The organism is Janthinobacterium sp. 64 (assembly GCF_002813325.1).
Classification (GTDB): Bacteria; Pseudomonadota; Gammaproteobacteria; order Burkholderiales; family Burkholderiaceae_D; genus Janthinobacterium.
Window position 1 is genome coordinate 405133 of record NZ_PHUG01000001.1, and the last position, 13780, is coordinate 418912.

Annotated in this window: 13 protein-coding genes and 1 pseudogene; 12 read left to right on the plus strand and 2 right to left on the minus strand. The window is 59.1% G+C overall.

All coding sequences use genetic code 11. From position 1 onward, the window contains the following. Window positions 1–50: 50 nt before the first annotated feature. The 3 genes from CLU91_RS01835 to CLU91_RS01845 all read left to right on the plus strand — a co-directional run bounded on the left by CLU91_RS01835 (window position 51) and on the right by CLU91_RS01845 (window position 2349). Window positions 51–467, plus strand: a complete 417-nt coding sequence (locus CLU91_RS01835) for an NfeD family protein (protein ID WP_100872737.1) — start codon at window positions 51–53, stop codon at window positions 465–467. A gap of 15 nt (window positions 468–482) precedes the next feature. Continuing rightward, window positions 483–1427 (plus strand): SPFH domain-containing protein, encoded by a 945-nt coding sequence (locus tag CLU91_RS01840; RefSeq protein WP_100872738.1) that lies wholly within the window; start codon window positions 483–485, stop codon window positions 1425–1427. Between the two features lie 613 nt (window positions 1428–2040). Next, the gene (locus tag CLU91_RS01845; protein ID WP_071077739.1) at window positions 2041–2349 is read left to right on the plus strand and encodes an H-NS histone family protein; all 309 of its coding nucleotides are present in this window, start codon (window positions 2041–2043) and stop codon (window positions 2347–2349) included. Between the two features lie 307 nt (window positions 2350–2656). Here the strand turns inward: CLU91_RS01845 and smpB are convergent, their stop codons facing one another. Further along, a complete protein-coding gene (gene smpB / locus CLU91_RS01850; protein WP_034752217.1) occupies window positions 2657–3106 on the minus strand; it encodes an SsrA-binding protein SmpB in 450 nt (149 codons plus the stop codon). Window positions 3107–3199: 93 nt separating this feature from the next. Between smpB and CLU91_RS01855 the strand changes: the two genes are divergently transcribed. From CLU91_RS01855 to CLU91_RS28165, 6 genes and pseudogenes are all read left to right on the plus strand, one after another. Beyond that, window positions 3200–3631, plus strand: a complete 432-nt coding sequence (locus CLU91_RS01855; RefSeq protein WP_071077738.1) for a type II toxin-antitoxin system RatA family toxin — start codon at window positions 3200–3202, stop codon at window positions 3629–3631. Further along, window positions 3624–3920, plus strand: coding sequence for an RnfH family protein (locus CLU91_RS01860; RefSeq protein ID WP_100872739.1), 297 nt, complete (start codon window positions 3624–3626; stop codon window positions 3918–3920). The genes CLU91_RS01855 and CLU91_RS01860 overlap by 8 nt, the downstream gene beginning before the upstream one ends. 134 nt (window positions 3921–4054) lie before the next feature. Then, window positions 4055–5515 carry an IMP dehydrogenase gene (guaB, locus tag CLU91_RS01865; protein ID WP_071077665.1) on the plus strand — a complete coding sequence of 487 codons (1461 nt, stop codon included), beginning with the start codon at window positions 4055–4057 and terminating at the stop codon, window positions 5513–5515. Between the two features lie 82 nt (window positions 5516–5597). Beyond that, window positions 5598–7208: a glutamine-hydrolyzing GMP synthase gene (guaA, locus tag CLU91_RS01870; RefSeq protein ID WP_071077664.1), complete on the plus strand. Its 1611-nt coding sequence runs from the start codon at window positions 5598–5600 to the stop codon at window positions 7206–7208. Window positions 7209–7349: 141 nt separating this feature from the next. Continuing rightward, window positions 7350–7466, plus strand: a pseudogene (locus tag CLU91_RS01875) (IS110 family transposase); the annotation flags it as partial. Window positions 7467–7902: 436 nt separating this feature from the next. Continuing rightward, window positions 7903–8418, plus strand: a complete 516-nt coding sequence (locus CLU91_RS28165; RefSeq protein ID WP_198521214.1) for an FxDxF family PEP-CTERM protein — start codon at window positions 7903–7905, stop codon at window positions 8416–8418. Between the two features lie 244 nt (window positions 8419–8662). On the opposite strand, the gene CLU91_RS01885 is transcribed toward CLU91_RS28165, so the two are convergent. Further along, window positions 8663–8998, minus strand: coding sequence for a hypothetical protein (locus CLU91_RS01885; RefSeq protein WP_157814539.1), 336 nt, complete (start codon window positions 8996–8998; stop codon window positions 8663–8665). Between the two features lie 163 nt (window positions 8999–9161). Here CLU91_RS01885 and CLU91_RS01890 point away from each other — a divergent pair, with 163 nt between their 5' ends. The 3 genes from CLU91_RS01890 to CLU91_RS01900 all read left to right on the plus strand — a co-directional run bounded on the left by CLU91_RS01890 (window position 9162) and on the right by CLU91_RS01900 (window position 13729). Beyond that, on the plus strand, window positions 9162–9590 hold the full coding sequence (locus CLU91_RS01890; protein WP_100876531.1) for a VOC family protein: 429 nt from the start codon (window positions 9162–9164) through the stop codon (window positions 9588–9590). Window positions 9591–10106: 516 nt separating this feature from the next. Beyond that, the gene (locus CLU91_RS01895) at window positions 10107–11678 is read left to right on the plus strand and encodes a phage tail sheath family protein (protein WP_157814540.1); all 1572 of its coding nucleotides are present in this window, start codon (window positions 10107–10109) and stop codon (window positions 11676–11678) included. Window positions 11679–11701: 23 nt separating this feature from the next. After that, entirely contained in the window at window positions 11702–13729 is a 2028-nt protein-coding gene (locus CLU91_RS01900; RefSeq protein ID WP_100872742.1) for an ATP-binding protein, read from the plus strand. Window positions 13730–13780: the final 51 nt, after the last annotated feature.

Here is a 13780-nt window from a genome sequence, read left to right on the forward strand (position 1 = left end):
ATATAGGCTGCGGGGTTTTTTATTTTCGGATTCGCAAAGATGGAGGCATCATGGCTGAATGGGTAGGCTGGTTTGTGGCGGCTGGCGCGGTATTGATCCTGGAGTTGTTTACGGGCACGTTTTATTTGCTGATGATCGCCATCGGCATCAGTGCCGGAGGACTGGTGGCGCTGGCGGGCGGTAATGGCAGCTGGCAGGCCGTGACAGCGGCCATAGTCGGCGTGGCGGCCACCCTGTTATTGCGGCGCAGCCGTTTTGGCAAGGCGGCGCGGCGCGATGCGGCGCAGGATCCGAATGTGAATCTCGATATCGGCCAAAGCGTGGCGGTCGCGCATTGGGTTGATGGCGCGGCGCGCGTCATGTACCGCGGCGCCTTGTGGGATGTGGAATTGATACCCGGCAGCGATACGCAGGCCGGCCATTACACCATACGTGCCGTGCGTGGCAGCCGTTTGATTGTTGGATAACCTGGAGAGTAGATTATGGAAGTAAACATTGGAAGCGTGTCGCTGATCTTGTTATTGCTGGCATTGGTATTTGTCTTCAAGACGGTCAATGTGGTGCCGCAGCAGCATGCCTGGGTGGTGGAACGCCTGGGCAAGTTCCACGCGGTATTGGGTCCTGGCCTGAATATCGTTGTGCCTTTCGTCGACCGCATCGCTTACAAGCACGTGCTCAAGGAAATTCCACTCGACGTGCCGCCGCAGGTGTGCATTACGCGTGACAATACGCAATTGCAGGTCGATGGCATTCTGTATTTTCAGATTACCGATGCCATGCGTGCTTCGTATGGTTCGTCGAATTATATTGCCGCCATTACGCAGTTGGCGCAAACCACCTTGCGTTCGGTGATCGGTAAAATGGAACTCGACAAGACATTTGAAGAGCGCGACCATATTAATACGGCCATCGTGAATGCCATCGATGAATCGGCGGCGAATTGGGGGGTCAAGGTATTGCGCTATGAAATCAAGGATTTGACGCCGCCGAAGGAAATTTTGCATGCGATGCAGGCGCAGATTACGGCCGAGCGCGAAAAGCGCGCCTTGATTGCCGCTTCGGAAGGACGCAAGCAAGAGCAGATCAATATTGCCAGCGGTGAGCGCGAAGCGAACATTGCCCGCTCGGAAGGCGAAAAGCAGGCATCGATCAATCGCGCCGAAGGCCAGGCTACGGCCATCGTCGCGCTGGCGCAAGCCAGTGCCGAGGCGCTGCGCCAGGTGGGCGCCGCCATCCGCGAGCCGGGCGGTGAAGATGCCGTCAATCTGAAAGTAGCCGAACAGTATGTGGGCGCGTTCGCGCAATTGGCAAAAACGAATAACTCGATTATCGTGCCGGCCAATCTGGGCGATATGAGTGGCTTGATCGCCACGGCGATGCAGGTGGTGAAAACGCAGAAGCCGAAAGGCAGCGTGACCATGCCCTGATTATCGGATTACCTGGCTGGCTGGGTGAATAGCAAGCTTGTAGCAAGGTTTCGTCAATACTGCCCGCTGTATAGCGGGCAGTTTGCATTTGCGGGTCTGGAATAGGTGGCGGTGGCCAGGCTGGAATATTAGCGCCTGCATGAATTACGTTGAAAATATTTTCTTCATGCTATGCTATGCGCACTTTGAGGATTATATGCGGCCATGCGGCGCTTATGTCTCTGATCGGCGTCACATTTGCCGCGCAGGCTCCCCGGCTAGCGTTTGCGGGGGATGTGCGATTGGCGATAGTATTGGACCCATGTATATTTTGAATTGCCATTTATAGTTGTTATAAATTGCAATGAAACAGAAAGTACTGCAGAATAAATACGGCCGATGGCGTTGTATGGAATCGTAGCCGTACACGGCAGGGGTATCGCGCAGGCAGTCCATGGCTGATGTGTGCTCCCGTGACTGAAGACTGGCATCGTTTGAAAGTCCGGAAAACGGGGTTTTTGGTAAAAGAATTGAAAAAAACAATCAAATCTTCAGAAAAATCACCTCAGTCGCGTTACAATTGGATAGAATTTAACTGTTCAGTTATATTTTTCAACTCACACAAGGAAATATCATGGATTTGTCGAACTTATCCCTGTCCGAACTGCGCACCTTGCAGGACGACATCAAGAAGCAAATGAAGAAACGCGAACAGGATGATCTGTCCAAGGCGCGCGAGCAAATCCTGGCGATAGCCCAGAGCGTTGGCGTTTCCGTAAAAGATCTGGTTGGTACAGGGATTCGCGCTAAAACCGGTACGGTCGCTGTGCGCTATCGCAATCCGGATGATGCGACGCAGCAATGGACTGGCCGTGGCCGTCAACCGAAATGGGTCAAGGAGTGGACCGATTCGGGTAAGTCGCGCGATCTGCTGAAGGTGTAATGCTGAAGGTTTAAAAACCGTTCATTCGGATGCTTGTCCTGTGAAGTGGTACAGGTGTAGTACAGGCAGCATGCAAGCATCCGGAACTTTGTTGATTCGTTCTCGTTGGCCAGCTCGGCCAGGCTGATTTACCTCGGCTTATCTCCATGGTATTTTTGTTAATGCCAGTCTTTTCCCCCGCCTTACCTTATCTGATTCTTTCCCTGCTTTAATCCTTTTTCCGTTTGCCGCAGATAGTGGCAAAATAAAACCCGGCATATAGCCGGGCTTGTTGATATGCACGCAGCACGCTGCGCGTCATGGCGGATCAGCGGCGGTGTGACTTCATTGCCGCCTGCACTTCGCGCGCGCCATCGCGGTCGCGTTCTGCGGCCCGCTTGTCGTGCTGTTTCTTGCCCTTGGCCAGGCCGATTTCGCATTTCACGCGGCCGCCCTTGTAGTGCAGGTTGAGCGGCACCAGTGTGTAGCCGGAGCGCTCCACCTTGCCGATCAGTTTATCCATTTCCGTGCGGTGCAGCAGCAGCTTGCGCGTGCGTACGGCTTCCGGATGGATATGGGTGGAGGCGGTCGGCAGGGCGCTGATATGCGCGCCGAACAGGAAGAGTTCATCGCCGCGGACGACGACGTAGGCTTCCTTGATTTGTACGCGGGCGTCGCGGATGGCTTTGACTTCCCAGCCTTCCAGCACGATGCCCGCTTCGTAGCGATCCTCGATAAAGTAGTCGTGGAAGGCTTTTCTGTTGTCTGCTATGGTCATGAGATGGTAAATGTGCGCGGGTCGGTTAAACTACTGTCTCGCGCAAGCGCGATCAAATCAAATGTATCCAACATCATAGCAAATGGTTCTTCAATGGCAGTAGTACATAAATCAGTTTTTCTCGGCTATAGCGCCGAACAAATGTTCGCGCTGGTGGCGGCGGTGGAGGATTATCCCAAATTCCTGCCCTGGTGCGGTGCGGTCGAGGTTCGCGAACGGGGCGAGAACACGGTCGTTGCCAGCGTGGGCATACATTACCACGGCGTGCGCCAAAGCTTCACCACGTCCAACGAAAACGTGCCGCCGACTTCCATCAAGATGAAGCTGGTGGACGGTCCTTTCAAGACCCTCGACGGCGTGTGGACGTTCAAGGCCCTGCGTGAAGATGCCTGCAAGATCGAACTGGACCTGCACTACGAGTTTTCCAGCCGCGTGCTTGAGCAGATCATCGGTCCCGTCTTCGGCATGATCGCCAACAGCATGGTCGATTCCTTCTGCAAGCGCGCGGAGACCGTATATGGCTGAGGCCACCATCGAGGTGCAAGTTTGCTACGCCTTGCCGGATAGCAGCTTCCTGCGCTCCCTGAGCGTGCCTGCAGGCACCACCATCGGGCAGGCGGTGGCGCAGAGCGGCTTGCTGCAGGCTATCCCCGGCATCGACCTGGCCATCAATATGGTGGGCATCTATGGAAAGAGAAGGCCGCTCGATGCCGTATTGCGCCAGCACGACCGGGTGGAAGTGTACCGCCCCTTGCAGGCGGACCCGAAGGAGGCGCGCCGACGCAGGGCGGGCAACAAGCCTGCCAAGGCTTGAGCGGGCAGGGCGGCCGCCGCGCAGCCCTTGCCTGGCGAGCGCCATTTTTGCTTTTTTCAAATATCTTTTCTATGCTGCAAGGACGGAGGGTACTTTTTTCTGTATAATCTGCTTTTGCGCCAATAGGAAATGCTATGCGTCTACTTCAAAAAGCACTCACATTCGATGACGTGCTGCTCGTCCCAGCCTACTCCAACGTTCTCCCCGCCGATACGTCCCTCAAAACTCGTCTGACCCGCAATATCACCCTGAATATTCCCTTGCTGTCCGCAGCCATGGATACGGTGACGGAAGCCCGTCTGGCGATCGCGATGGCCCAGGAAGGCGGCATCGGTATCATCCACAAGAATTTGAATCCGAAGGACCAGGCACGTGAAGTGGCCCGTGTAAAACGTTTCGAAGCTGGCGTGCTGCGCGACCCGATCACGATTCCGCCGGACATGAAAATCCGCGATGTGATCGCGTTGACGGAACAATACGGCATCAGCGGTTTCCCTGTCGTCAAGGGCAAGGAAGTCGTCGGTATCATTACCAACCGCGATTTGCGCTTTGAAAAGGAACTCGACGCGGAAGCTTCCGCCAAGATGACCCCGCGCGAAAAACTCGTCGTCGTCAATGAAGATGCCGATACGGCCGAAGCCAAGCGCCTGATGAACAAGCACCGCCTCGAGCGCGTGCTGGTCGTCAATGACGCGTTCGAATTGCGCGGCCTGATCACCGTCAAGGATATCCAGAAGTCCACTTCGCACCCGTTCGCGTCGAAAGACAGCCAGGGCAAGCTGCTGGTCGGCGCTGCCGTCGGCGTCGGTGCCAAGGATGAAGAGCGCATCGACCTGCTGGTCGCCGCCGGCGTCGACGTGCTGGTGGTCGACACGGCCCACGGCCACTCGCAAGGCATCCTCGACCGCGTACGCTGGATCAAGACCAAGTACCCGCAAGTCGAAGTGATCGGCGGCAACATCGCTACCGCCGCTGCCGCCAAGGCGCTGGTGGAATACGGCGCCGATGCCGTCAAGGTCGGCATCGGTCCTGGCTCGATCTGCACCACGCGTATCGTCGCCGGTGTGGGCGTGCCGCAAATCACGGCCATCTCGAACGTTGCCGAAGCACTCGAAGGCACGGGCGTGCCATGTATCGCCGACGGCGGTATCCGTTTCTCGGGCGACATTTCGAAAGCACTGGCCGCTGGCGCCTCGACCGTCATGATGGGTTCCATGTTTGCCGGTACGGAAGAAGCGCCAGGCGAAGTGATACTGTACCAGGGCCGCAGCTACAAGTCGTACCGCGGCATGGGCTCGCTGGGTGCGATGTCCGATGGTTCGGCTGACCGTTATTTCCAGGACGCCACCATGAAGGCCGACAAGTTCGTGCCTGAAGGTATCGAAGGCCGCGTGGCCTACAAAGGCAGCGTGCTGGCGATCATCTTCCAGCTGGTGGGCGGCGTGCGTCAATCGATGGGTTACTGCGGTTGCGCCACCATCGACGAACTGCGCGAAAAAGCGGAATTCGTGGAAATCACCTCGGCCGGCATGCGCGAGTCGCACGTCCATGATGTGCAGATCACGAAAGAAGCGCCTAACTACCGCTCTGAATAAGCCGTAGCGATAGTCCAGACCGGCGCAGGGGTGAAACACCCCGGCGCCGGTTTTGCAATAGCCTCCAGATAAAGTCCCCATCATGCATTCTAAAATCCTCATTCTCGATTTCGGTTCCCAAGTCACCCAGTTGATCGCCCGCCGCGTGCGCGATTCCGGCGTGTTTTCCGAAGTCTTCCCGTATGACGTCAGCGACGAATTCGTGCGCAACTATGGCGCTGCAGGCGTGATCCTGTCGGGCAGCCACAATTCCACGCTGGACGGCGACTCGCCGCGTGCGCCGCAAGCCGTGTTCGAGCTGGGCGTGCCCGTGCTGGGCATCTGCTACGGCATGCAAACCATGGCGGCCCAGCTGGGCGGCAAGGTGGAAAACGGCCTGGTGCGCGAATTCGGCTACGCCGAAGTGCGTGCCCGCAGCCACACCAAGTTGCTCAACGGTATTGCCGACTTCGTCACCGACGAAGGCCACGGCATGCTGAAAGTGTGGATGAGCCACGGCGACAAAGTGCTGGAAATGCCGCCAGGCTTCAAGCTGATGGGCAACACCCCGAGCTGCCCGATCGCCGCTATGGCCGACGAAGAGCGCCAGTTCTACGGCGTGCAATTCCACCCGGAAGTGACGCACACGGTGCAAGGCAAGGCCATGATCGGCCGTTTCGTGCATGAAATCTGCGGCTGCAAGTCGGACTGGAACATGCCCGACTACATCAGCGAAGCGGTGGAAAAAATCCGCGCGCAAGTCGGTACCGATGACGTCATTCTGGGCCTGTCCGGCGGCGTCGATTCTTCCGTCGCCGCAGCGCTGATCCACCGCGCCATCGGCGACCAGCTGACCTGCGTCTTCGTCGACCACGGCCTGCTGCGCCTGGACGAAGGCAAGATGGTGATGGACATGTTCGCCAAGAACCTGGGCGTGAAAGTCATCCGCGTCGATGCGGAAGAGCAGTTCATGGGCCACCTGGCCGGCGTCACCGACCCCGAGCAAAAGCGCAAGATCATCGGCCGCGAATTCGTCGAAGTGTTCCAGGTCGAATCGGGCAAGCTGGTCAACGCCAAATGGCTGGCGCAAGGCACGATTTACCCGGACGTGATCGAATCGGCGGGCAAAGGCAAGAAGGGCCAGACCATCAAGAGCCACCACAACGTGGGCGGCTTGCCGGACACCATGAAGCTCAAGTTGCTGGAACCCTTGCGCGAACTGTTCAAGGACGAAGTGCGTAAACTCGGCGTGGCCCTGGGCTTGCCGCATGACATGGTCTACCGCCACCCATTCCCGGGCCCGGGCCTGGGCGTGCGCATCCTCGGTGAAGTCAAGAAAGACTATGCCGACCTGCTGCGCCGCGCCGATGCCATCTTCATCGAAGAACTGCGCAACACTCCGTATGAGCCGGTCGTGGTTCCTGGCTTCGACCAGGACAGCGTTCCGACCAACTGGTACGAAGCGACGAGCCAGGCGTTCGCCGTCTTCCTGCCCGTCAAATCGGTGGGCGTGATGGGCGATGGCCGCACCTACGAATACGTGGTGGCCCTGCGCGCCGTGCAAACGCAGGACTTCATGACGGCCCACTGGGCGCACCTGCCGCACAGCCTGCTGGGCAAGGTATCGAACCGCATCATCAATGAAGTGCGCGGCATCAACCGCGTCGTCTACGATATCTCGGGCAAGCCGCCGGCGACGATCGAGTGGGAATAATCTCCCATCCGGCAGCGTAAGGTAACGCCGGGTCATTGAAACAGCCAAGCCCCTGATTTTTCAGGGCCTAATGAGATGCTCACCCTCCACCCTATAAGTTACTAAACTTATAGGGTGTTTTCATTTCTGAAAGAGGCCATCATGGAAAACGATATGCTCATCGGCATCGATCTCGGCAAACACAGCTTTCATGTCCACGGACAGGATCGCCAAAGTAAAACACTGCTGCGCAAAAAGTTCAGCCGCCCGAAACTGCTCTAATGACAGCGTGACAGCGCGGCGCTGCGACCCTGGCGTATCTCTGGGCGTCTCGGTGCGCTGCGATTGCTGATGTGCTGAAATGAATGCCTCATCGCCTAGCAGAATCTGGTTAGCTCGCAGGCGGGGCACAGGCTCTGGATGGCGGCGGTGCGAGGATACGCCGGTAGAGTTGCTGCTGATCAGAGACGCGCTGGCGCGCGAAATCGCCGCGGCCCACGAAGGGCCGCATCACCATGGCCAACCGCGATGGCGGCGGGCAGGTCGTCACGATCCTGCTTCCGGTGTCGCCAATCAAGAGCCAAGCTGCGCCCGCCCACCAAATCCCGATATCGCTTTCAAATGACGAATCAACAATATTTTTTACTATTTGATAATTTATATTAAATTTCGATGTATGCTCCTTGTTTGTGGTGTACCTACGGGGTTTAAAAATATGAAACTAAAAACAATCATGCTAGCGGTCACGCTGGCCGCGTCATTTACCGGGGTCCACGCGGGCAACATCAATGGCGTGCCAACGCCTGATGTGCCCCTGCTCTCCAACGGCACGAACCCGCTGCAATACAGCGGCCATTTCGTCAACGACCCGAGGGGGATCTTCGCCGACGTCTTCACCTTCACGCGACTGGACAAGTCTGGCAGCATGGCCAGCGCCGAGTTCAGCATTGACCTGGACAGCGCCGCCATCATCTCCTTCGGTGGTGCCACATTGAATGGCGTCGCCTTCACCCAGACCGGCATCGACCGCTGGTCGCTGGCCAGCACCCTGGTTCCGGCCGGCAATCTTACGCTGAGCATATGGGGCGACGCCAGCGATGGCGGTTCCTACGGAGGCTACCTCAACGTGTTGATGGCGGCGGCCCCGGTCCCCGAGCCCGAAACCTACGCCATGCTGCTCGGCGGCTTGGCCCTGCTTGGCATGGCCGCGCGCCGCCGCAAACAGGCTTGACCAACTGAGGACGTCCGGCACTGCCGCGAAGACGCTTCGGCGTTTTTTTTCTGAGGCAACTGACAATCTGACGCTGCTGCGATGCTGTCATCGGATGGGCTTAGGCGTCCGACCTCAGGCATAGCTATCGATAGCTGCTCGCGTTGCAGGCAAACAGTGGCATACCATTCATGAACTTGTCAGGTGAAGTCCCGATTTCCCGAGCAAACACCTTTGGGGTATGTGTACTTTGCATGCCATCGTCCTATTGAATATCGCCGCTGGCTGCCTGGCGATCCTGGCGGCGGTGGCCGTGTGGACCATGCTGCGACAGGCCCAGCCGGGTACCACGCGCGGATTGCAGCAAGTACCTGCGGTGAAGCCCCTGCTGTTTCGCGTTCTGGCCCAGTAGCAGCTCGTGCAAGCGCTGCGCCTGCTGCTGCGCATCCCACTCACTGGCCAGCCCGGGATGGCGGGTACGCAGCGTGCGCGTGGCCAGTTCCTCGATGCGCATGGTCGAGCTCTGTCCGCAACTCAAGCGCAGCGGGCCGGGGTCAGATACCGTCTTGAATGACAAGTCCTTTTGCCAAGTAATGCGCATCAAAGGGCCTGCCAGCGAGCCCGGGGTCAGATACCATTCTTGATGGCAAGGAGCGGCGGGGAAAGGTGGCTATAATTATTTTGCAACGCTGGCAAACGACGCTTGCCGTTTATTCAGAATGGTGCGAAGCACCGACCGTCCCATTTTCACGGAATCAACCATCATGGAAACCAATCGACTTCATCGCGGCCGCCTGATTGACCACATACAGCTTGTGGTGCGCGATCTCAATGCAAGCGAAAATTTTTACAAGGCGGTCATGTCCGTGTTGGATATACCGGTTTTCAGCACCGAAAGTGACTACTTCGTGGCCGATGAGCTTGTCGTATCCTCCTCAGACAGCGTGACAGCTTCGGGCAAGTTGACTGGACGGCATCATCTGGCTTTTCAAGCGAAAGATCGCGCGACGGTTGATGCCTTCTACAACGCTGCGTTGGCGCACGGAGGGCACGATAATGGCCCACCGGGCGTGCGGGCCTACCATCCTGGATATTACGCTGCCTTCGTACTCGACCCCGATGGGAATAATATTGAGGCCGTTTACCAAGGAGTAGCAAAGCGCAGCGCGCCGTCAGTTACCCTTGATTTCTAAACTTTTTTCGCCATGCCCGTTGCGGAAAAGTGTACGACAAACCGGCAATAAGGAATTTTGCAGGGGAGGGTATTTTTGAGAGGTATCGATAACTGAATGGTTTGGAACGCACCGAAAAATCAATGGCTTAGCGACTTCATTGAGCATCGAGTGAGTTTTCCGCGGAAACTCTGCATGTCGGAATGACTGAGTAAGTAAAAGCCCTGTTTTTACAGGGCTTTTTTATGCGGCCCGCCGCCCTGCAGAAGTACGTTGAACGCGAACAAGCGCCGATGGCATTTCCTCGACGCTATTTTTGCGCAAGGTCTTTTTCAGCTGCGGAGACAGCAGTATTTTTTAATTTATTAAAAAACAAAATTTCATATTAAAATTCCTGCTTGGTCGCCAAGTTGGCAGCAACTTGGCTTGCTCACAAATCACTGACACGGCGATTCTTGCCGTTGTTTATCGTATGTTGACATTCAGCTTGCGGCCGCCGCGACAGCCTTCAAGCCCAGTACCGGACAGGGAGCGATGATGCAATTGAAGACCCCCGGCGTGTATATCGTCGAGCAGGATGCATTTCCCAATACGGTCGTCGAGGTGCCCACGGCGATACCGGTGTTTCTCGGCTACACCGAGAAGGCTGCCGACGGAGCTGTTGCCAAGGCAGGCATCCCCACCCGTATCGGCTCGCTGATGGACTATGTGCGTATCTTCGGAGGGCCACCGGTGCCGAGTTTTTCGCTGGCCCCCGGCACCGACCAGAAGCTCCTCACCGCCGCATTGGCGCAGCAGTTTTTCCTTTACCACGGTGTGAAGCTGTACTTCTTGAACGGCGGCGGACCGGCCTACGTGATATCGGTGGGAACCTTTGCCAGCGTCCAGGCGAATGGCATCCAAGCCTCGGATTTTATGCCGGAGCCTGATCCCGCCGGCGTCAGGGAAGCACCGTTCGATGTCTTGAAAAAAGTGCTGGATGTGACGCTGATCGTGGCGCCGGACAGCGTCTTGCTCGCTAGTGCGGACGATTGCTACCAGTTCTGGCAGGCGGCGCTCCAGCATTGCGGCAGCATGCAGAGCCGCATGGCGCTGATCGACATCCATGGCGGCGGCACGCAGCGTAGCTATGACCCGGACGGTGATGTTATTTCCGGCAAGATGGATGGCTTGCGCGAGAAAATCGGCAGCAATTTCCTCCACTACGGCGCGGCCTATTATCCATGGCTCAATTTTGATGTGGTCGACGAAGGCAGCATCACCTACGACAGCCTGCAAGACGCAGGGCTGGCGGTGCTGGCTGACGCTCTCAAGGCCGAACTGGCGGCGATGAAGCCGCAACCCTCCGCGCAGATGCAAGGCAACATGAACACACTGTATGCCGCCATCCACCATCGGCTGCCGGCCGACGCCGTTCCGCTGCCAGCCGGCACGCAAAGCCGCACGGCGGTGATTGCACGCTGTCATGACCAGCTTCGGCAGGTGAGTCCCCTGTACCAGCGCGTGGTGGCAGACATGCTGGCGCTGGCCAACCAGTTGCCGCCGGCCTGCGCCATGGCTGGCGTGTACGCGCGGACGGATGAAAGTGCTGGCGTGTGGATGGCGCCGGCCAACACCAGCATCATGGGGGCGCTCTCGCCGATGGTGGATATCTCGCATGAGGACCAAGAGGATTTGAACATGCCGCTCGACGGGCGGGCGGTCAACGCGATCCGCACGCTTCCCACGCGTGGCCTGGTGGTGTGGGGCGCGCGCACGCTCGATGGCAACAGCGATGACTGGCGCTACATCAACGTGCGCCGCACGCTGATCATGCTGGAGCAATCGATCAAGAACGCGATGCTCGCCTATGTCTTCGCGCCCAACGTGGCCACGACCTGGGTGGCGGTGCAGAACATGATCTCCAACTTCCTGACCCAGCAGTGGCAGAGCGGGGCGCTGGCCGGCGCCAAGGCGCAGGATGCGTTCAGCGTGCAGATCGGTCTGGGCAGCAGCATGAGCGGCGACGATATCCTGAACGGTTATTTGCGCGTGTCGATACGCGTGGCATTGCTTCATCCGGCCGAATTCATCGTGCTGACATTCCAGCAGCAACAGCAGGTTTCCTGATCGCTTATCGAGGAGTTAATGTGATGGCAGGTGAAGCGCAAGACCCAGGCATATGGCCGCTGGGTGGCAAGACCGGCCTGGTGTCGATGACGGTCACGCTGAACGGGCATGCCATGCCGGATGACTATGCAGTCGAAAGCATACATGTCACGCGCGAGCTCAATCGCCTGGGCACGGCACGCATCGTGCTCGCCGACGGCGATCCGTCCACGGGGGGATTCGAGCTCGGTACGGCAGACACGCTGCTGCCCGGCGTGATGGTGGAGGTCGCAATGGGCTACCACCCGAACACCAGTACCGTCTTCAAGGGCATCATCGTCAAGCACGGCGTGCGGATGCGCGGACAGGGCCGCTTGCAGCTGGTGCTGAGCTGCACCGAGGTCGCCATCGAAGCGCCGGTGCAAGCCGACAACAGCTGCGGGCTGGTACTCACCTGTGGCGAGTCGATCATCGCGTTCAATGCCGAGCTGGACGCGCGCACCGGCGTGTGCGGTACGGTGAGTTTCCCGGGCAATGCGCTGGCGGTACCGGGCAAGACCATCGAACTGGCCGGACTGGGTGGGCGCTTCGACGGCGACGTGTATATCGCCCGTGTGGAGCACACGCTGGAACAAGGTAACTGGATGACCGAGGTCACTTTCGGCTTGCCGCCACGCTGCGTCGCCAGTGACGGCGTGGCCCTGTGCGGCGAGACCCGGCTGCCCCTCGGCGCCGACGAGGACATCGAGATCACGGCCGCCAAGGCCCTGGAGGCCGAACTGGCCTGGCTGGATGCCGTCATCGCGGCGTCGATGGCGCAGTATTTCCAGCGCGCCGACGCTCCTCGCATGCCGGAGCCGCCGACCTTGCCGGCGCACGCGCCGTATGCCTTGGCGTTGCGCAAATGGGGGCTCAGTGCCGAGGAGCGGCTGGTGCTGATTCTCGCGCTGGCGCCGCATGTGCGTCCGCAGGCGCTGGACAGCTTCCTGATTCGCAACGCCAGCCTGGATTTGCCGTTCAGCGAGTTTGGCGGGCAGGGCGGCAGCCACCGGGGCTTCTGGCCGACCGCCGAGACCGCGTCATTTCTGCTGGCCGGCGACCGGCTGGCGGCACGCATGGCCACGCATCGCCTGTTCGGCGCCGGCGCGCCGCTGCGCAGGCTTGGCTTGCTGGCATGGGACGAGTGGCCAGCCGACGGCGCTGCTCCCCGGACCCTGCTCGGTCATCCGCTGCAGCTGGGAGGCGAGGCGCTGTCGTTGCTGGTCACCGGCGAGTCTTGCCAGCCCGACTACGACGGCGGCTTGCCGGCCCGGCGCCTCAGTACCACCTTGGACTGGGAACAGCTGGTGCTGGCGCCGCAGCTGCAGGACAAGGTGGACGACATCCGCGCCTGGATCGAACACCGCGACACGCTGCTGCGCGGCTGGGGGCTGGAACGGCGCATCAAGCCGGGCTTTCGCAGCCTGTTTTATGGCCCGCCCGGCACCGGCAAGTCGCTCACCGCTGCGCTGCTGGGCAAGCAGAGCGGCTTGCCGGTGTACCGCATCGACCTGTCGATGCTGGTGTCGACATACGCGGGCGAAACGGAGAAAAACCTGGCGCGTGTATTTGAGCAGGCCGGGCAGCAAGACTGGATCTTGTTCTTCGACGCGGCCGATGTACTGTTCGGCAAGCGCGGCGCCAACGAGGATGTGGCCCGCCTGTTGCAGCGGATCGAGGATTTTCCCGGCGTGGCCATTCTGGCGAGTAATCTCAATGTCAATATTGACGAGGCCTGCGCGGGGCGCTTCCAGTCGATGCTGCATTTCCCGATGCCCGGCCGCACCGAGCGCCTGCGGCTATGGCAGGGCGCCTTCGCGCCGCCATGCCGGCTGGCGCCGGACTGTGCGCTCGATGCGCTGGCCGATGAATTTGAACTGAGCGGCGGCGCCATCATCAACGTGCTGCGCCACGCGGCGTTGGCTTGCCTGCGTCGCGGCAGCGAGGAAATCGGCATGGACGACGTACGCCAGGGCGTGCGGCGCGAGTTGCGCCAGGACGCTTGCCTTGCCCCTCTGGAGAAACGATGTTAGCGCAGAGCGTTTCCTGAACTCTCCAATGGCAGTCGCAAACTGCCGGCGATA